The 18,112-nt window shown below is 73.2% G+C and carries 20 protein-coding genes; 9 read left to right on the forward strand and 11 right to left on the reverse strand.

From position 1 onward, the window contains the following. Nucleotides 1–132 precede the first annotated feature (132 nt). Both EUA94_RS12330 and EUA94_RS12335 read left to right on the forward strand, forming a co-directional pair. Nucleotides 133–2,481 carry a DEAD/DEAH box helicase gene (locus EUA94_RS12330; protein WP_242494832.1) on the forward strand — a complete coding sequence of 783 codons (2,349 nt, stop codon included), beginning with the start codon at nt 133–135 and terminating at the stop codon, nt 2,479–2,481. Between the two features lie 9 nt (nt 2,482–2,490). Then, complete coding sequence (locus EUA94_RS12335) at nt 2,491–2,805, forward strand: hypothetical protein (RefSeq protein WP_129427180.1); 315 nt, start codon at nt 2,491–2,493, stop codon at nt 2,803–2,805. A 138-nt stretch (nt 2,806–2,943) separates the two neighbouring features. Here the strand turns inward: EUA94_RS12335 and EUA94_RS12340 are convergent, their stop codons facing one another. The 7 genes from EUA94_RS12340 to ssd form a co-directional block, all read right to left on the reverse strand. Beyond that, entirely contained in the window at nt 2,944–3,300 is a 357-nt protein-coding gene (locus EUA94_RS12340; protein WP_242494833.1) for an Rv3654c family TadE-like protein, read from the reverse strand. Continuing rightward, nucleotides 3,297–3,659 carry a TadE family protein gene (locus EUA94_RS22940; RefSeq protein WP_129427181.1) on the reverse strand — a complete coding sequence of 121 codons (363 nt, stop codon included), beginning with the start codon at nt 3,657–3,659 and terminating at the stop codon, nt 3,297–3,299. The genes EUA94_RS12340 and EUA94_RS22940 overlap by 4 nt, the downstream gene beginning before the upstream one ends. After that, the gene (locus EUA94_RS12350; protein ID WP_129427182.1) at nt 3,659–3,844 is read right to left on the reverse strand and encodes a DUF4244 domain-containing protein; all 186 of its coding nucleotides are present in this window, start codon (nt 3,842–3,844) and stop codon (nt 3,659–3,661) included. Before EUA94_RS12350 ends, EUA94_RS22940 begins: the two co-directional genes overlap by 1 nt. A 141-nt stretch (nt 3,845–3,985) precedes the next feature. Then, nucleotides 3,986–4,675: a type II secretion system F family protein gene (locus tag EUA94_RS12355; RefSeq protein ID WP_242494834.1), complete on the reverse strand. Its 690-nt coding sequence runs from the start codon at nt 4,673–4,675 to the stop codon at nt 3,986–3,988. Continuing rightward, the gene (locus tag EUA94_RS12360) at nt 4,672–5,343 is read right to left on the reverse strand and encodes a type II secretion system F family protein (RefSeq protein ID WP_242494835.1); all 672 of its coding nucleotides are present in this window, start codon (nt 5,341–5,343) and stop codon (nt 4,672–4,674) included. Before EUA94_RS12360 ends, EUA94_RS12355 begins: the two co-directional genes overlap by 4 nt. Continuing rightward, nucleotides 5,340–6,500, reverse strand: a complete 1,161-nt coding sequence (locus tag EUA94_RS22690) for a TadA family conjugal transfer-associated ATPase (protein ID WP_242494836.1) — start codon at nt 6,498–6,500, stop codon at nt 5,340–5,342. Before EUA94_RS22690 ends, EUA94_RS12360 begins: the two co-directional genes overlap by 4 nt. After that, nucleotides 6,497–7,507, reverse strand: a complete 1,011-nt coding sequence (gene ssd / locus EUA94_RS22695) for a septum site-determining protein Ssd (RefSeq protein WP_242494837.1) — start codon at nt 7,505–7,507, stop codon at nt 6,497–6,499. Before ssd ends, EUA94_RS22690 begins: the two co-directional genes overlap by 4 nt. Nucleotides 7,508–7,641: 134 nt before the next feature. Between ssd and EUA94_RS12370 the strand changes: the two genes are divergently transcribed. After that, on the forward strand, nt 7,642–8,433 hold the full coding sequence (locus tag EUA94_RS12370; RefSeq protein WP_129427184.1) for an HAD family hydrolase: 792 nt from the start codon (nt 7,642–7,644) through the stop codon (nt 8,431–8,433). A 404-nt stretch (nt 8,434–8,837) separates the two neighbouring features. On the opposite strand, the gene EUA94_RS12375 is transcribed toward EUA94_RS12370, so the two are convergent. Beyond that, entirely contained in the window at nt 8,838–9,554 is a 717-nt protein-coding gene (locus EUA94_RS12375; protein ID WP_129427185.1) for a Fic family protein, read from the reverse strand. An 11-nt stretch (nt 9,555–9,565) separates the two neighbouring features. After that, nucleotides 9,566–10,294: a hypothetical protein gene (locus tag EUA94_RS12380; protein WP_129427186.1), complete on the reverse strand. Its 729-nt coding sequence runs from the start codon at nt 10,292–10,294 to the stop codon at nt 9,566–9,568. A gap of 52 nt (nt 10,295–10,346) precedes the next feature. Here EUA94_RS12380 and EUA94_RS12385 point away from each other — a divergent pair, with 52 nt between their 5' ends. The 6 genes from EUA94_RS12385 to EUA94_RS12410 are packed head-to-tail and all read left to right on the forward strand — an operon-like array spanning nt 10,347 to nt 16,360. Beyond that, nucleotides 10,347–11,198 carry a class I SAM-dependent methyltransferase gene (locus EUA94_RS12385; RefSeq protein ID WP_129427187.1) on the forward strand — a complete coding sequence of 284 codons (852 nt, stop codon included), beginning with the start codon at nt 10,347–10,349 and terminating at the stop codon, nt 11,196–11,198. 20 nt (nt 11,199–11,218) lie between these two features. After that, the gene (locus EUA94_RS12390) at nt 11,219–12,580 is read left to right on the forward strand and encodes a calcium-binding protein (RefSeq protein ID WP_129427188.1); all 1,362 of its coding nucleotides are present in this window, start codon (nt 11,219–11,221) and stop codon (nt 12,578–12,580) included. Between the two features lie 33 nt (nt 12,581–12,613). Beyond that, nucleotides 12,614–13,744: a sensor histidine kinase gene (locus EUA94_RS12395; RefSeq protein WP_129427189.1), complete on the forward strand. Its 1,131-nt coding sequence runs from the start codon at nt 12,614–12,616 to the stop codon at nt 13,742–13,744. Next, on the forward strand, nt 13,741–14,460 hold the full coding sequence (locus EUA94_RS12400; protein ID WP_129427190.1) for a LytR/AlgR family response regulator transcription factor: 720 nt from the start codon (nt 13,741–13,743) through the stop codon (nt 14,458–14,460). The genes EUA94_RS12395 and EUA94_RS12400 overlap by 4 nt, the downstream gene beginning before the upstream one ends. After that, complete coding sequence (locus EUA94_RS12405) at nt 14,457–14,849, forward strand: hypothetical protein (protein ID WP_129427191.1); 393 nt, start codon at nt 14,457–14,459, stop codon at nt 14,847–14,849. Before EUA94_RS12400 ends, EUA94_RS12405 begins: the two co-directional genes overlap by 4 nt. Continuing rightward, the gene (locus tag EUA94_RS12410) at nt 14,846–16,360 is read left to right on the forward strand and encodes a sodium/solute symporter (RefSeq protein WP_129427192.1); all 1,515 of its coding nucleotides are present in this window, start codon (nt 14,846–14,848) and stop codon (nt 16,358–16,360) included. The genes EUA94_RS12405 and EUA94_RS12410 overlap by 4 nt, the downstream gene beginning before the upstream one ends. 296 nt (nt 16,361–16,656) lie before the next feature. Here EUA94_RS12410 and EUA94_RS12415 read toward each other — a convergent pair whose 3' ends face one another. Then, the gene (locus EUA94_RS12415; protein ID WP_129427193.1) at nt 16,657–17,442 is read right to left on the reverse strand and encodes a PIG-L deacetylase family protein; all 786 of its coding nucleotides are present in this window, start codon (nt 17,440–17,442) and stop codon (nt 16,657–16,659) included. Then, nucleotides 17,436–18,110: a VOC family protein gene (locus EUA94_RS12420; protein WP_165356880.1), complete on the reverse strand. Its 675-nt coding sequence runs from the start codon at nt 18,108–18,110 to the stop codon at nt 17,436–17,438. The genes EUA94_RS12415 and EUA94_RS12420 overlap by 7 nt, the downstream gene beginning before the upstream one ends. Nucleotides 18,111–18,112 lie beyond the last annotated feature (2 nt).

Below are 18,112 nucleotides of genomic sequence, written 5' to 3' on the forward strand. Positions count from 1 at the left end.
ACACCGCGTGTCCCCTTGTCCGTTCCGGGTCGTATCAAACCACGAGTCCCACCGGTCGCGCAGGTGTCCCCAGCACTTCTCGTGTCCGTCGGCCGTACCGCCAGTGTCGGGGTCGTTTGCCAGACTCGGCCCGTGAGTCCCTCCCGTCCCGACGTGCTGCCTCCGGTGGAGCAGCTGATCGGTCGGCTGACGGGCGTCCCGGGGCGCGAGGACCGGCTCCGGCACCTCGAGGTGCTGCCCGCCCGCGACGCAGTGCACGAGGATTGGCCCACGTGGGTTCCCGACGACGTACGGGGGGCCTTCGCGGCCCAGGGCGTCGCCCGTCCCTGGCGCCACCAGGTCGTCGCCGCCGACGCCGCGCACGCGGGCGACCACGTCATCGTCGCCACCGGCACGGCCTCGGGGAAGTCGCTGGCCTACCAGCTCCCGGCGCTCTCCGCGATCCGCGCCGCCCGCGGTCCGCGTGGGGAGCGGGGGGCCTCGGTGCTCTACCTCGCACCCACCAAGGCGCTGGCCCACGACCAGCTCGCCGGGCTCGCGTCGCTGCGCCTCGACGTGCGCCTCGCCGCCCACGACGGAGACAGCTCCCGCGAGGAGCGCGACTGGACCCGCGACTACGGCGAGTACGTGCTCACCAACCCCGACATGCTCCACCGCTCGCTGCTGCCGTCGCACCACCGGTGGGCGCGGCTGCTGGGGTCGCTGCAGTACGTCGTGGTCGACGAGTGCCACCACTACCGCGGCGTCTTCGGGGCGCACGTCTCCCACGTGCTGCGCCGGCTGCGCCGGGTGTGCGCGATGTACGGCGCGCACCCCACCTTCGTGCTCGCCTCGGCGACTGTCGCGGAGCCCCAGGTGACCGCATCGCGCCTGACCGGCCTCGACGTGGTCGCGCTGACCCGCGACGACTCGCCGCGGGGGCGGGTCTCGCTACTGCTGTGGGAACCGCCCTTCACGTCGTACGCCGGCGAGAACGGCGCGCCCGTGCGCCGGGCCGCGTCGTCGGAGGTCGCCGACCTCCTCGCCGACCTGGTCGCCGAGGACGTCCGCACGCTGGCGTTCATCCGCTCCCGCCGCGGTGCCGAGCATGTGGCCGCGACCGCGGCTGAGCTGCTCGCCGAGGTCGACCCGTCGCTGCCCAGCCGGGTCGCGGCCTACCGCGGGGGCTACCTCCCCGAGGAGCGCCGTGCCCTCGAGGCCGCGCTGCGCCGGGGCGACCTGATGGGGCTGGCCGCCACCAACGCCCTCGAGCTCGGCATCGACATCAGCGGCCTCGACGCGGTGCTCATCGCCGGCTTCCCGGGCACCCGGGCGGCGTTCTGGCAGCAGGTCGGGCGGGCCGGGCGCGGCGCGCAGGACGCGCTCGGCATCCTCGTCGCCAAGGACGACCCGCTCGACACCTACCTGGTCACCCACCCCGAGATGCTCATCGGCGCCCCGGTCGAGGCGTCGGTCTTCGACCCGTCGAACCCCCACGTCATGGGTCCGCACCTGTGCGCGGCGGCCCAGGAGTCGCCGCTCGCCGAGCCGGACCTGCCGCTCTTCGGACCGACAGCACGCGAGGTGCTCGACCAGCTCGTCGACCTCGGCCTGCTGCGGCGGCGGCCGCGCGGCTGGTTCTGGACCGACCGCGGCCGGGCGGCCGACCTGGCCGACATCCGCTCGGCCGGCGGCTCACCCGTCCAGCTGATCGAGGCGGACACCGGTCGGGTGGTCGGCACCGTCGACGCCGGCGGCGCGCACAACCAGGCCCACCCCGGCGCGGTGTACGTCCACCAGGGCGAGACCTGGCTCGTCGAGGACCTCGACCTCGAGCACCACGTCGCGACCATGCGGCGCGACGAACCGGCGTACAGCACGACGGCCCGCGAGATCACCGACATCAGCATCGTCAGCACCCGCGAGCGCCGCTCGTGGGGAGGCTGCGAGCTCTCGCTCGGTGAGGTCGACGTCTCCCACCAGGTCGTGTCCTTCCTCCGGCGGCGCCAGCCGGGCGGCGAGGTGCTGTCGGAGGAACCGCTCGACCTGCCCGAGCGCACCCTGCGTACGACGGCGGTGTGGTGGACCGTGCCCGACGACGTGGTCGCCGAGGCCGGCCTGGGCGCGCTCGACGTGCCGGGTGCTGCCCACGCCGCGGAGCACTGCTCGATCGGGCTCCTCCCCCTCTTCGCGACCTGCGACCGCTGGGACATCGGCGGCGTCTCGACCGCGCGTCATGCAGACACCGACGTGCTGACCGTCTTCGTCTACGACGGCCACCCCGGCGGGGCAGGCTTCTCCGAGCGCGGCTTCCACACCGCCGTCGCCTGGCTGTCCGCGACCCGCGACGCGATCGCCAGCTGCGAGTGCACCAGCGGCTGCCCGTCGTGCATCCAGTCGCCGAAGTGCGGCAACCAGAACAACCCGCTCGACAAGGCCGGCGCGATCCTGCTGCTCGACGCCCTCCTCGCGGGTGCACCGGTTGCGGCCGCGGGGGGCTAGATTCTGGCCATGGTGTTCCTCGGTCTTGCCCTCATCATCCTCGGCGGCATCGCCGTCCTGTCGGCGATCTTCGTCAGCGAGCCCGGCTCCGGCGGCGAGCTGCTCGGATTCGGAGTCACGACCCTGGAGTCGTTCCTCGTCGGCGTGGCGGCCGGTGCCGCGATCCTCTGGGGCTTCTCGATCCTCAAGTGGGGCACCCGACGCGGCCTCGCGCACCGCAAGGAGCGCAAGGAGCTCACGAAGCTCAACGAGAAGCTCGAGCGCGTCGAGGCCGAGCGCCGCGCGGACGGCGACACCACCGTCAGCGACCACGACAAGATCTGACCCGCACCCCACCGTCAGCGGTCCCTGAGGCGGATTTCTCGGCCCTCGAATCCCCCTGGCGCACCGCTGGAAGCGTGTCTCCGTACGACGCGCCGCCGGGCGGTGGCTCAGGAGGATCTCCGCGCCGGGACATCCTCCTCACGCACCGCTCGGCGGGCGCGAGCCGGGCCCGGCTCGCGCCTCGGCCGTCACCCGTACGTCGCGCCACGGCACCCGCGGACCCGGCACAGACACCGCGACCCTGACGGCCCTCCCCTCGACCCGGCACGCGTCGAGAGTGGCCGCGTTGGCCGCCGCGACCTCCCGGGCCGCGGCGCACGCGTCCACCGGTGCCGTGGCGCCTGCGAGGGCAGCGAGGTCGGCGGCAGCCTGCGCGCGGCGCTGGGCGGTGACGAGCCCTCCCGCGGCCGCGAGGCCCGTCATCACGAACATCAGCACGCCGGCCATCGCCACGACGAGGACCGTGGCGGCGCCCCGCTCGCTGCGCCGCGTCACGACGACTCCACCAGGGCCACGGCCTCGGAGGAGACCGTCACCCCCGGCAGCGATGCCAGCAGCCCACCCGGCCCGGAGACCCGCGCGCTGGTCGTGACGAGGACCCGGGCCTCGCCGACCTCGACGCGGACCCGGGCTCCGTCCGGCGCGATCCGCAGCGCCACCTCCTCCGCGGAGGCGACGTCGTCGCCCCTGGCCACGGCGCGGGCCGCTTCCCGCGAGGCGTCGATGACGCGGACCTGGGCCGCACCGACCGCCAGCATCCAGACGAGGCCCGCCGTCAGCGCGACGAGGAGCGGGATGCCCAGGGCGAGCTCCGCGGTGGCAGCGCCCGCGTGGCCTCGTCGACGAGCAGGCATCAGCCGATGCCGAGCAGGCCCATGACGTGGTCGAACAGCCGACCGAGCAGCTGGTCGCCGAAGCTGCCGGTCAGCAGCTTGTAGAGCAGGCCGGCGAACCCGGCCCCTGCAGCCGTGCCGACGGCGTACTCCGCCGTGGTGATGCCCCTCTCGTCGTGACGGCCGTGTGTCGTCGAGATCCTCATCTGCGCCCCTGTCCTTGCGGAGCTCCCGATGAGCCCCGTCGTGGAACCACCTTCGGAGGATCCGTACGGACCTGCATCCGAGCCCCTCTCGCCCTGTGGACGACCCGTCGTTCGACGTCGCTGTGGACGTCTGGCGGTCCGTCACGGCACCACCGAGCCGAACAACGAGGCAACGGTGGGCACCACGCCGAGCAGCAGGAACGCGGGCAGCAGGCACAGGCCAAGGGGGACGGCGGCCGCGACACCCACCCGACGGGCCGCGTCCTCGGCACGGGCCGCCGACTCGCGGGCGAGCTCGTCGGCGAGCCGCTCCACCGTCTGGACGACCGAGGCACCGGACGTGAGCGACCGCACCATGGCGCGCGCGAGGGGCGCGAGCTCGTCGTCGCCCGACAGGACCTGCCACGCCTCGAGGCCGCCCGCACCCCAGCGGGCCCGCTCGACGACCGGCGCCAACCGGTCGGCGGCCGGGCCGGGCAACGCGGCGCACACCTGCGCCAGCCCGGCGACCGGTTCCGCTCCGGACCGCAACGTCGAGGCGAACAGGTCGATGAGGTGCGGCAGCGTCCGCAGCACCTCCTCACGCTCCCGCCTGCGCGAGGGCGACTCGGCTCTGGCCAGCACCCACCACGCTGCGGCAGCAGCGGCTGCCCCCGCCACCGGCCCCGTCGGACCGCCCACGAAAAGCCAGGCGGCCGCCCCCACCCCCACAGCCGCCACGGGCCGTAGGCCGGGCCCGGAACGACGCCGCGGTCGTGGCACGGCGGCGCGTACGTCGGCCGGCAGCCACACGAAGACCGCCAGGGCTGCGCACGCACCGGCCCAGGTCACGGTGCGCTCGCCCGGTCGGCCAACCGTTCGATCCACCACAGCCCCAGCGCGATGAGCGCGAGCCCGCCGGCCAGGCAGGTCCAGCCGACCGGCGTGACGAGCAGGAAGGTCCACGGGTCCGAACCGGCGCCCGCGCCCATCACCAGCACGGCGAGCGGCAGGCAGGCGACGAGCCGGGCGGTGGCGCGGGCGGACGCCAGCTCGGAGTCGACGAGACGGCGGGTGCTGCGCCGCGCGCGCAGTCCCTCCGCGGTCCGCTCGAGCGCGGAGGCGAGGCCGTGGCCCGAACGCTGCGCAACCTGCCAAGCACCGGCCACCCAGCGCAGGTCGGCAGCGCCGGGATGCTGCTCGGCCAGCCGGCGCAGCGCGTCGGGCACGTCCACCCCGAGGCGTACGGCCTCCACTGCTGCCACGAGTGGCGGCCATCGCTCGGCCGCAGCCGCCAGCGCTGACCCCGGAGGCCGCCCGGCCGCGAGCTCGGCGGCGAGGAGGTCGCACACCTCCAGCACCGCCGCCCGGTCGTCCGCCGCCCGCCGTCGCCCCGGTCCCGGCAGCCGTCCCCACGACGGCACCGGGATCCTCGACGTCGCACGCGGAGCCAGCGTCGAGGGTGGCCACCACACGGCCGCCGCCGCACCCAGTAGGACGGCCGCCACCCAGCCGCTCACCACGCCACCGACCCCAGCCGCGCCGCCAGCGCACCGGCCGCCGGCCCGCGGACCACCCGGTCCGCCTCGAAGCTCGCCGCGATCCGCAGCGAGACCAGACCGGAGCCCTCGCGCTCCGGCACCGCGAGCTCCAGCACCCGCCGGCGCCCGTCGCGCCCGCGGCCGAGGTGGACCACGACGTCCAGCGCCGCCGCGAGCTGGCTGTGCGCCGCCTCCCGCGGGAGCCCGGCAGCCAACGACAGGGCCTCGATCCGGGCCGGGACGTCGGCGGCGGAGTTGGCGTGCAGGGTGCCGCACCCGCCGCGATGACCGGTGTTGAGCGCCGCGAGCAGGTCGACCACCTCGGCGCCGCGCACCTCCCCCACGACCAGGCGGTCCGGCCGCATCCGAAGCGCCTGCCGGACCAGCGTCTGCAGGCTGATCTCGCCCGCGCCCTCGATGTTGGGCGGTCGCGCCTCGAGAGCGACGACATGGGGATGCTCGGGCCGCAGCTCGCTCGCGTCCTCCACCAGGACGATCCGCTCGCGGGGATCAACGAGGGAGAGGAGTGCCGACAACACCGAGGTCTTGCCCGTGCCGGTGCCGCCGGTCACCAGGAAGGCGCACCGCGAGTCGACCACCTCCTCCAGCAGGAAGGCGCCGTCGGGAGGCAGCGCACCCGCAGCCACCAGCTCGGGCAGGGTCCACACGCGATGTCGCGGGACCCGCAGCGACAGGACCGTCCCCGCGCGAGCGACCGGCGCCAGCACGGCATGGAGCCGGGTGCCGTCCGGGAGGCGTACGTCGGCGTGCGGGGTCGCGTCGTCCAGCCGCCGTCCGGCCGAGGCGGCGAGCCGCTGGGCGAGCCGGCGCACCGACGCATCGTCGGGGAAGCCGACGGACGCCCGCTCCAGTCCGCCGCCCCTGTCGATCCAGACGTCGTCGGGTCCGTTGACCAGGACGTCCGTGACGTCGGGCAGCCGCAACAGCTCCTCCAGCGGACCCGCGCCGAGCACGTCGCGCCGCAGCAGGTCGTGCACCGCCAGCACGGTCGCGTCGCCAACTGGTGATCCGGACGCCCGCAGCGCCTCGGCGACGCGGTGCGGAGTCAGGTCACCGGAGTCGCCCGCCAGCCGGCGGCGTACGTCGTCGAGGACAGCCGGTGGCACGGTGTTCACGCCGCATCCAGGAGGTCGCGGGCGGCGCGGGCCAGCGGCCCCCGGCGGGTCAACGGACCGAGGCCACGATCGACCGACGCCGCCAGCCCACGCTGCTCCCCCACTGCAGCGACCACCGACAGCCCGGTCACCGCTGCGGCATCGGCGTCGCTGAGCCCACCCGGCCGGACGACGAGCCCGGCGCGGCCCTCGCGGCCGAGGTCGGCGACCAATCGCGCCGTCGCGGCCAGTCCCGGCACGGTCGCCGGCGTCACCACCAGCAGGTCGTCGCACCGGTCGACGAGCTCGGCCAGGGCCGCGCCGCCCTGCCGGGCCAGGTCGATCACGACGAGGTCGTGACCGCGCACCGCCGCCTCGAGGATCCGCCGGGCGGCCGGCACGTCGAGCCGCCGCCTGGCTTCGCCCCACGTCAGCACACCCAGGCCTCCCTCGCGCGGCACGCCCTCCCGCAGTGCCCGCGCACCCAGCCGGCCCGAGGTCTCGACCAGGCCCTCCCACCTCACCCCGGCGCGGTCCTCCATGCCGAGCAGCCGGTCGACCCCGGGGCCGAGCGGGTCGGCGTCGACCAGCAGCGTGGGTCCTCGTGCGGCGTGCCACTGGGCCAGCGCACACGCCAGCGTCGTCGCACCCGCACCACCCGCGCCCCCGACCACCCCGACGATGCGCCCCGGGGAGGCCCGCTCGCCCACGTCGGCCAGGGCGTCGGCCAGCCACGGCGACCCTTCCGGCAGGTCGACCACGGACGCCGCCCCCAGCGCGACGGCGTACCGGAAGACGCCATCTCCGGGCGACAGCCCGACCACGTGGATGCCCGGCCGTCGCGGCGGCGCCACCCGTACGACCTCGTCGACCAGGTCGACGCCCACCAGCACCAGGTCGGCGCCGCTCCACGAGGCCAGCGCCAGCTCGGGACTGGCGCAGACGTCGGCCGCCACTCCCGCCGCCGCACACAGCGGGACGACCGCGTCGTGGACGGCGGAGGATCGGGTGAGGAGGAGAACGGCCATGCCCACGAGCCTCCGCGCGACCACCGACGACGGACAACCAGACCATCTGGACCCTGTGGACGACAGTCGAAAGAAGGTGCTTGTGGACGGCTGGTGGCCCCGGATTCGCGTCCCGGGGCCCCTACGATGACGGCATGACCCGCCCCACCGCGGCCTTCTTCGACCTCGACAAGACGATCATCGCCAAGTCGAGCACGCTGGCCTTCAGCCGCGAGTTCCAGGCGGGCGGCCTCATCTCACGACGCGCGATGCTGCGCTCGGCGTACGCCCAGTTCGTCTTCACCGGCGGTGCCGACCATGACCAGATGGACAAGATGCGCGAGTTCATGTCGCAGCTCTGTGCCGGCTGGGACGTCGCAACCGTGCGCGAGATCGTCCACGACACCCTCAACAACATCGTCGAGCCGCTCGTCTACGCCGAGGCGGTCACGCTGATGGAGGAGCACCGCGAGGCCGGTCGCGACATCGTGATCGTCTCCGCCAGCGGCTCCGAGGTCGTCGAGCCGATCGGCCAGATGCTCGGTGCCGACCGGGTCGTCGCGACGCGGATGGAGATCGCGGACGGCAAGTACACCGGCAACATCGACTACTACGCGTACGCCGAGGAGAAGGCGCGCGCGATCGAACACCTCGCCGAGACCGTCGGCTACGACCTCGCCGAGTCCTACGCCTACAGCGACTCCGTCACCGACGTGCACATGCTGAAGGTCGTCGGGCACCCCTTCGCCGTCAACCCCGACCGCGAGCTGCGCCGCATCGCGACCGCGAACGACTGGCCGGTCCTCAGCTTCGTACGCCCCGTCGCCCTGCGTCGCCACGTGCCGCTGCCGCCCGCGAAGCCGACCCTGGCCGCCCTCGCCGTCGGTGGAGCGGTCGCGGCGGGCGGCGTGATGTGGGCCAACCGGCGCCGTCGCGGAGCCGTCTGAGACGACCTACCGACGAGTTCCCCGCGCACCCACCGGGCGGGGTCAAAGTCAACCCTTGTAGGTCCGGTGGGGCAGGACTAGAACTGAAGACACAACTCCACAGTCAGCACGTGAACCGGGTACCCACGCGGCGATCCACCCATCCGATGGGGTGCTAGCCATTCGAGATCTTCTCGAGGGCGGCGACTAGAGAATGCACGCTTGGTAGCCCAGGCATCACGTGTCAGCGGCGGCACCCGATCCTCGCGAGCGGGTGCCGCTCGCATGCGGTGACGTGGGTGAGCCCGCCTGACTGCCCGGATAGTCCAGTGAGAATTGGCTGCGATCCCGGCCGATCGACAGTCATTTGTCACTGGACTACCCAACCTCGGCAGCCACAAGTCACTGGACTACCCCGGAGAGGGTCAGCTGACGAGCGGCGAGGCCTCGGCACCCGCGGCGAACGACTCCGCGCCGTACAGCGCCCAGGCGTGCACCCCGCTGGGACCGCCGTCGCGGTAGGCCCGCAGGTTGGACTCGTACGCCGCCCGGTGGGCGAGGTGCCCGGCCTCGGGCACGACCAGCGACTTGGCGTCGACCCCGCGCGAGACCAGCACCAGCCGCTCCAGCGCCCGGGCGACGATGCCGTTGTGCGAGGCGAACGGCGCGGCGGTCGCCACGTCGGCGTGGGCGATCGCGGCGACCAGGAGCGCCGGCGCCTCGGTGCCGGAGAGCAGGAGCTCGGACACGCCCCGCAGCCGGTCGGCGGACGCCGCGTCGCGCGGCCGGCCGAGCTCGTCGGGTCCCAACGCTCCCGAGCCGACGACGGCGTGCAGCCGGGCGATCGCCTGCAGGGGTGCGGTCTTGAGCAGCGGCGCCAGCGCGAGCATCGAGGCGGAGAGGCGTACGGCGTCGGTCGCGACCTCGTCGGCCTCCCCCGCGCGGACCTCGTCCAGCGACGAGGCAGACCCCTCGAGCACGGCGCTCGCGTGGGCGCCGCGCAGCAGCGACTCGGCGGTCATCTCCGGCGACGTACGCCGCAGCCCGCGGTCGCGCAGCAGCACGTCGATGCCGTCGCGGGTGCCGGCATAGGCCGAGCGGACGCCCTCGAGGTCGGTGAGCCAGGCGAGCGGGTCGGTCATGGCGAGCAACGTTAGTCGGCCACCGGCGGCACCGATTCGCGGGGCAGCAGCGAGATCTTCTGCCAGATCTTGCGCGACATCCCGGTGGTCAGCGTCTCGAGATCACTGACGGTCGTGAGCACCAGCGAGTCCTGCGACTCCTCCGCACACAGCGCGGCGACCTTGCCGATGAGCGAGAGCAGCTCCGAGCAGTACTCGAGGTAGTGCTCCATCTGGCTGCGGTCGAGGTTCCCGATGTCGACCGTGGCGCTGGTCGGGACGAAGTCCGCCCGCAGCCGCTCGGGGTCCTTGGTGAGCTGGTGCATGTCGACGATGTGCGCGAGCGACCGCAACCGGTGCAACAGGTCGAGGAGGTGGCCGCGCTCGAGCCGCTGCGGCAGGGCGTAGAGGAACCAGAGCGCCAGCCCGGCGAAGACGAGGTCATTGATGGTCGACTCGATGAGCGGCACCCACTCGAAGGACCGGTCCGGGCCGGCGCGTACGGCGTCGCGCGAGGCGAGCACGAAGACGAGCACGGTGGCGGCCAGGACGAGCACGGCCGCGACACGCGAGCCGAGTCGTACCCACCGCAGCCGGCTGCGGATGGCGCTCGCACCGTCCTCGACGTCGGATGTCAGCACCTTCAGCTCGCCCGCCACCTTCAGCAGTCCGCGGGCAGGGAAGCGGGCCGCGATGCGCGCCTCGAGCCGCGCGACCGTGTCCTGCACCGACGCCGCATCGAGGCGTTCCAACGAGCTCACGCGCCCAGAGTAGGTGCGCCGGGACGCCCGACCGCGGGATACGGTGAGGTCGATGAGCGACGAACTCCCCGAGACCCCGGCCACGGTCGACCGTGCACGGTCGTTCGGGGCCGTCGCCGAGGCGTACGACCGTGGCCGCCCGGCGTACCCGGCCGAGGCCGTCGCCTGGCTGACCGGCGGTGAGGCCAAGGTCGTCCTCGAGCTCGGCGCCGGCACGGGCAAGCTGACCCGCCAGCTCGTCGACGCGGGCCACGCAGTGTTCGCGACCGACCCCGACGAGGCGATGCTCGAGGTGCTGCGCGAGCGGGTGCCGGAGGTCAGCGCCAGGACCGCGACCGCCGAGGACATCCCGGCCAACGACCGCTCGGTCGACGTGGTCGTGGTGGCGCAGGCGTTCCACTGGTTCGACCACGAGGTCGCCCTCCCGGAGATCGCGCGCGTGCTCAAGCCCGGCGGCCACGTCGCGCTGGTGTGGAACAGCCGCGACGAGCGGATCCCGTGGGTGCGCAAGATGGGCGACCTCCTCGGCCGGCAGGACCTCGACACCAGCTCGGCGCAGCAGCTCGTGCAGAGCGACCTCTTCGGCTTCATGGAGGAGACGACCTTCAAGCACTGGCAGGAGGTCAACCGCGAGACGGTCATCGACCTGGCGCGCTCGCGGTCCAGCTTCGCGATGATGGACGACGCCGGACAGCACGAGCACCTCGACGAGGTGCGTGCCTTCTACGCGGACTACGGCCGCGGCATGGACGGCATGCAGATCCCCTACGTCACCCGCTGCTACCGAGCCGTCGTGATCGATCGCGACGAGCAGACAACTTCCGACGACGGGGACCCGTCACAGGAGGGACCGGTCGTGAGCGACGGCACTGACACGGACATGTTGCTCATCGACTTCCGCTGACTCAGCTCTCTGGGGGAACCATGCGTCGTGCGACGCCACTGACCGCTGCCGGCCTGCTCGGACTGGCCCTGCTGGCACCGACGTCCGCCGTCAGTGCCGCGGCCGAGACCTGTCGCGGCGAGGCCGCGACAGTCGTGGGGACGACACCCACGGTGACCGGCACTGAGGGCCGCGACGTCATCGTGACCGGGCGCGCCACCCAGGTGCTCGCGCTCGGTGGTGACGACCTGGTCTGCGTCGTTCCCGACGGCACCAACTACAACGTGCTCTCTGTCGACGCCGGCGCCGGCAACGACGTCGTCGACACCACCGGGAGCTCGAGCACCTACTACATCGACACGGACCTCGGTGCGGGCGCCGACGTCCTGGAGGGTGGGGCGGCCAGCGACGCCGTGATCGCGGGCGACCCGTACTTCAGCGCTGCAGACGTCGACACGGTGCGTACGGGCTCGGGCAACGACGCGGTGACCACCGCCGGCGAATCCGACGTCGTCGACCTCGGGCCCGGCACGGACCGGCTCACGCTCCTGGGCGGGCGCACGGCGCCGGACGGCCTGCTCGCAGGCGGTGACGGCGAGGACACGCTGAAGACCACCGTCCGCGCCGGCTACGGGGACACCTTCGACCTGGCCGCCGGCGTCTATCGGCACGATGGCGGCGCCACCACCGCGCACTTCTCCTCCTTCGAGGGCCTGGAGCTCGACAGCTACAGCGCCGACATCGGCTTCCACGGCACCGAGGGTGCCGACCGCCTCACTGTCAGCGTCCTGGGCGTCGGTCCGACGACCCTCGCCGCCTTCATGCTCGGCGGGCACGACGACGTCGTCCTGAGCGAGGCCCTCCTGGGCGGCGGCAGCCGCATCGACGCCGGCGCCGGCGAGGACCGGCTCGTGGGGGCCCGCTCGTCCGGGAGCCTCGCCCTCGACCTCAAGCAGCAGCAGTTGCGGGTCAACGACGTTCCGTTCCCTGCCTCCGGTGTCGAGAACGCGTTCCTCATGGCGCCCGACGTCCTGATGGCGGGAGACGCGCAGGACAACACGCTCATCGCCCTCGCCTGCACGACGACGATCACCGGCGGCCACGGCGACGACGAGCTCATCTGGGACCCCGACTACTACTTCGAGGCGTACTCCTTCAGCTGCACGAAGTCCGCGGAGATGCGGGGCGGGCCGGGCAACGACTCCTTCTACGGGAGTCCGGGCAACGACCGCCTCCACGGCGACGGCGACCGCGACACGATCCGCGGCGGCGCGGGCAACGACCGGATCCACGGCGGCAGGGGTGCGGACCGGCTCCTCGGGGAGGGCGGCCGCGACACGGCCGACGGCAACGCCGGCCGCGACCGCTGCGTCGCCGAGCGCGAGCGCCGCTGCGAGCGGTAGCGGCACCGCGACCCGGCACCTAGGGTCTGCTGCGTGGCGAGATGGCGGTGGCGGCGTACGTCCTTGGGCGGCGAGGCCGACCGCGCCGCCTTCCGCGCGCTGCACAACGCCTCGCTCGCCAGCCCGGCCCTGCGCGAGGGCCTGACGAGCTCGAGCGCCGAGCGGTCCGTACGCCACCTGCGCGCGCTTCTCGGCACGCCGGCCGCCGGCCTCGGTGACACCAGCGGCCTGCTCGCGTGGGACGGCGTCGGTGGCCACCACCAGAGCCAGCTCGCGGGCACGATCAGCCAGGTCGCGGAGACGGGTCGCACGATGATCGTCGACGAGCGCACGCTGGTCTGCGACGCCAGCGGCTGCCAGGTCACGCAGGCAATCGTCAGCCCGCTCGTCGTCGAGGACACGCTCGTCGGGGCGCTCGTCGTCGGCACGCCGCACACCACCGGCGGGCTCGTCCGCGCGGCCGACGAGGTCGCGTCGTGGGTCAGCGGCCAGCTCGAGCTGGCCGAGCTCGACCTCTCGAGGAACCGGCTGATGGAGGCCGAGGTGCGGGCGCTGCGGGCTCAGATCAGTCCGCACTTCGTCTACAACTCGCTCGGCGCGATCGCCAGCTTCGTGCGTACGGACCCCGACCGCGCCCGCGAGCTGCTGCTGGAGTTCGCCGACTTCACGCGCTACTCCTTCCGCCGTCACGGGGAGTACACGACGCTCGCCGAGGAGCTGCGCTCCGTCGAGCGCTACCTCCTGCTCGAGCAGGCACGGTTCGGCGAGCGGCTCCAGGTGACGCTGCAGGTCGCGCCCGAGGTGCTACCCGTGGCGGTGCCGTTCCTCTGCATCCAGCCGCTCGTCGAGAACGCCGTACGCCACGGGCTCGAGGCCAGCGCCGACAAGGAGGACGGCGTCGGCCGGCTGTCGATCACCGCGCGCGACCTCGACCAGGAGTGCGTCATCGAGGTCGAGGACGACGGCACCGGCGAGGACCCCGAGCGGGTCCGCCAGGCGCTGGCCGGCGACGCGTCGATGGACTCGGTCGGGCTCGGCAATGTCGATGCGCGGCTGCGCAACGCCTACGGCGACGACTACGGTCTGGTGGTCGAGACCGCACCCGGCGCCGGCACCAAGGTCATCGTGCGGGTGCCGAAGTTCGCCCCGGGAGTCCAGGTATGAACCCCTTACGCGTCCTCGTCATCGACGACGAGCGCCCCGCCCTCGACGAGCTGACCTTCCTGCTCGGCCGCGACCCGCGCATCGGCGAGGTGATGGGCAGCGACTCCGCCACCGAGGCGCTGCGGGTGCTGCAGGCCGAGGACGTCGACGCGGTCTTCCTCGACATCCAGATGCCCGGCCTGACCGGCCTCGACCTCGCGCAGGTCCTGTCGCGCTTCAAGTCCCCGCCGCCGGTGGTCTTCGTGACCGCGCACGAGGAGCACGCCGTGGCCGCCTTCGAGCTGCGCGCGGTCGACTACGTCCTCAAGCCGGTGCGCGAGGAGCGCCTCGCCGAGGCCGTACGCCGGGTGGTCGAGGCCGGCGGCCCGTCGCCGTCCGGTGACGTGCAGATCCCGGTCGAGCGCGGCGGCGTCACCCGTTTCATCAACCGCTCCGAGATCACCCATGTCGAGGCGCAGGGCGACTACGCCCGGCTGCACACCGCGGAGGGCTCACACCTGGTGCGGACTCCCCTGTCGTCGCTCGCCGAGCAGTGGGCGGCGGCCGGCTTCGTGCGGATCCACCGCTCGGTCCTCGTCGCCCTCCCCCACGTCAAGGAGGTGCGCAGCGAGGCCGGTCGGGTGAGCGTCGTCATCGGCGGCACCGAGCTGCCGGTCAGCCGGAGGCACACCCGCGAGCTGCGCTCGGTCCTGGTGCGGCGCGAGCCGCCGTCGTGAGCGACCAGCCGCCGCCCCGCGTCCGGGTGACCGGACCGCCTCGGCGTCGCGCCGACGTCGTACGCCCTGCCGGGACGCGCGAGATCGACGCCGAGACCGCGCTGGGCGAGGTCTTCATGCGCTCGCTGCTGCGCGAGCAGCTGGTGCTCGCTCTGCAGGTGCTCGCGGCACTGGCCCTGACGGTCGGGCTGCTGCCGCTGCTGTTCCACCTCGTCCCGTCGCTCGGCGCCGTGCGCGTCGGGCCGGTGCCGCTGGCGTGGCTGCTGCTCGGGGTGTTTACCTATCCGTGGCTGGTCCTGCTCGGCTGGCTCTACATCCGCCGCGTCGAGAGCAACGAGCGCGACTTCGCCGACCTCGTCACGACGGTGCTGCCGGAGGACGAGATATGAACACCGACGTCGTCCCGGGCGTCGTCGCGGTGGTGCTGGTCTCGATCGCCACGCTGGCGATCGGCACCTTCGGGCTGCGGATCTCGCGCACCACGAGCGACTTCCTCGTCGCCTCGCGGACGGTGCGGCCGCGGCTCAACGCCAGCGCGATCGGTGGGGAGTACCTCTCCGCCGCGTCCTTCCTCGGCGTCGCCGGGCTGCTGCTGACGTTCGGCGCGGAGATGCTCTGGTACCCCGTCGGCTGGACCGCCGGTTACCTCGTCCTGCTGGTGCTCGTCGCCGCGCCGCTGCGGCGGTCGGGGGCGTACACGCTGCCCGACTTCGCCGAGGCACGACTCGGCTCGCGCGGCGTGCGCAAGCTCTGCTCGGTGCTCGTCGTGGCGATCGGGTGGCTCTACCTGCTGCCGCAGTTCCAGGGCGCCGGCGTCACGTTGCGCGCCACGATCGGCGCCCCGCAGTGGGCCGGCTCGCTCGTGGTCGCGCTGGTGGTGCTGGCGTCGGTGAGCCCCGGCGGGATGCGGTCGATCACCTTCGTGCAGGCCTTCCAGTACTGGCTGAAGCTCACCGCGCTCCTCATCCCGGTCTTCATCCTGCTGGCCGTCTGGATGGCCGACGGCGCCACCGACCCGGCCGCCGCAGCGCCCGCGTCGTGGTCGATCCCCCTGGCGACGCCCGGCGGCGGCATCGGGCTCTACACGACGTACTCCCTCATCGTCGCGACGTTCCTCGGCACGATGGGCCTGCCGCACGTGGTCGTGCGGTTCTACACCAACCCCGATGGCCGCGCTGCCCGTCGTACGACGCTCGCCGTGCTCGGGCTGCTGGGCATCTTCTACGTCCTGCCACCCGTGTACGGCGCGCTCGGCCGCATCTACGCCCCCGACCTCGTCGCCAGCCGGTCGGACGTGCTCGTGCTCGAGCTGCCGTCGCTGATGGTGGGCGGCGTGCTCGGCGCGTTCCTCACCGGGCTGGTGACCGCCGGCGCCTTCGCGGCCTTCCTCTCGACCAGCTCGGGGCTGACGATCGCCGTCGCGGGGGTGCTTTCCCAGGACGTGACCGGCCGGCGCTGGGGCACCCGCCGGCTCGGCGGCGTCGCTGCCTTCCGCGTCGCGGCGGTCATCGCCGTCGTCGTACCGCTGCTGATGTCACTGCCGGCCCAGGACGTTGCAGTGGCCCGCACCGTCGGGCTCGCGTTCGCGGTCACTGCGTCAACGTTCGCGCCCCTGCTGATGCTCGGCATCTGGTGGCGCGGGCTGACGCCGACCGGCGCGGTGGCAGGGCTGCTGGTCGGTGGCCTGGGCTCCGGCGCTGCCGTCGCCTGGACGCTGGGCACGTCGTCGGCCTCCGGCTGGACCGCCGCCCTGCTGGGCCAGCCCGCTGCCTGGTCGGTCCCGGCGTCGTTCCTGACGATGGTCGTCGTCTCCCGCCTCACCGCGGCCTCGGTCCCCGCCCACGCCGGCCGCTTCATGGTCCGCCTCCACACCCCCGAGGCCGTCGACCTCCAGCGGTGACAACCATGGGGTGGTCTCGTATCGAGACCCAGCCCACTGTGCGGTGATCCTGACGTGCCATCCGCACCACAGACACCGCACTATCAGTTCATGTCGAGCGACACCGTGAGCTTCCGGCTCTGGCCGCGTACGCCGCTGGCTGTGATGCCGACCCGCACACCATGAAGGCAGTTCGCGCCTCAGCCGGGGATCCGCACGCTCAACGACCGACCTCTGGCCGCCAACTGCCTTCCTGGTGTCCCGGGCCGCGCTAGCCGGGGTCGATGGTGAGGTGTCGAGGCTGAGGTTCACCCGACCTACTCGAGCCCCTCGAACACGTCCCCCAGCGTGGCCGCACCCGGCTCGCGCGGCGGCCAGGCGATGACGTGCCACTCGCGGGTGACGATGCGTTCCCAGCGGGCCACGTCGTCCGCGTCGTCGATGAAGACGTGGTGCTGGCTGCGGTGTTCTCGCAACCCGGCCACGATGCGGCTCGCCACCGGACGGCAGTCGACGGCGACCCCGATCTCCGCGTCCGGGACGCCACGCATGTGGTAGGTCGCCGTCGGGTCGAACACCCACCGCCCCTGGGCGGCGCGCTGCTCGTTCCACCGGGAGAAGGCCGACTCGGGGACGGCGCCGTGCAGCAGGCGTCGGAAGGCGGTGCCGCTCGACGAGGCCGCCCGCGCGAACGCCGCGTCGGTCGCGGCGCCGATCGCGATGTGGTCGGGATGGCCGAAGATCCCGTCGGGGCCGAAGGTGAACACGACGGTCGGCTGCTCCTCCTCGAGGACCGACCACACCGCCTCGACCAGCTCGTCGAAGGGCACCCGGCCGACCTCGCCGTCGGGATACCCGAGCCACACGTGGCGGTCCGGCGCGCGACCCACTGCGCGCCACCCCGCCTCGTCCTCAGCGCGGCGTACGGCCCCGAGCGTCTCGGGAGTCGCCGGGAAGCCGGGACGGATGTCGCCACCCTCGCCGTCCGTGGCATGGACGAGCACGAAGCGGAACTCCTCGTCGTCCAGGTGCAGCGCTACGGTCCCCGCGATGCCGTAAGCATCGTCGTCCGGGTGGGCGACCACGACGGCCAGGGTCAGCACGCGGCCACCGTCGCTACCCGGCCCGCAGGACGAGCTCGTTGCCGTCCCGGGTCCGCCATCTCGACCTGGTCGCCCCGACGCTCCACCACGGACGCCCCGAGCGACACCAGCCGCTCGACCTCGGCTCCCAGGTCTGAGGTCGCCAGCACCAGGTGCATCCGGTTGCGCGGAGCGCGCTCGTTGAGCGGCGGCCCACCCCAGGCGATCTTGAACCCACCCCCCGGCGGCGCGATCGCGGTCTCGCCGTCCTCGTCGTGCACCAGCGGCCAGTCGAGCGCGGCGGCCCAGAACACGCCGACCTCGCGCGTCCCGTCGGCCGCGAGCTCGCCGAGGAACCCGGTCCCCGCGAGCCAGTTGTTGGTCTCCTCGATGATGCAGAACTCGTTGCCCTCCGGGTCGGCGAGGACCACGTGGTCCTCCTCGGGCAGCTGCCCGACATCGAGGTGGGTCGCACCGAGCGACACCGCGCGCTCGACGTTCGCATCCTGCGACGCGGTGTAGCTCGTCAGGTGGAAGTGCATCTGGTTCAGCCCGGACCTCGGCAGGTCCGCCTTCTCGAAGACCAGCGGCAGCGGCACGTCCGCGTCGCCGAGCAGCTTGCTCCAGAAGAGCGCGAGGGCATCGGGGTCCGAGGCGAGGATGGTGAGCGCGTACAGACGAGAGGTCATGC

Origin of the sequence: Nocardioides zhouii, assembly GCF_004137345.1 — a bacterium.
In the GTDB taxonomy this organism is placed as follows: Bacteria; Actinomycetota; Actinomycetes; order Propionibacteriales; family Nocardioidaceae; genus Nocardioides; species Nocardioides zhouii.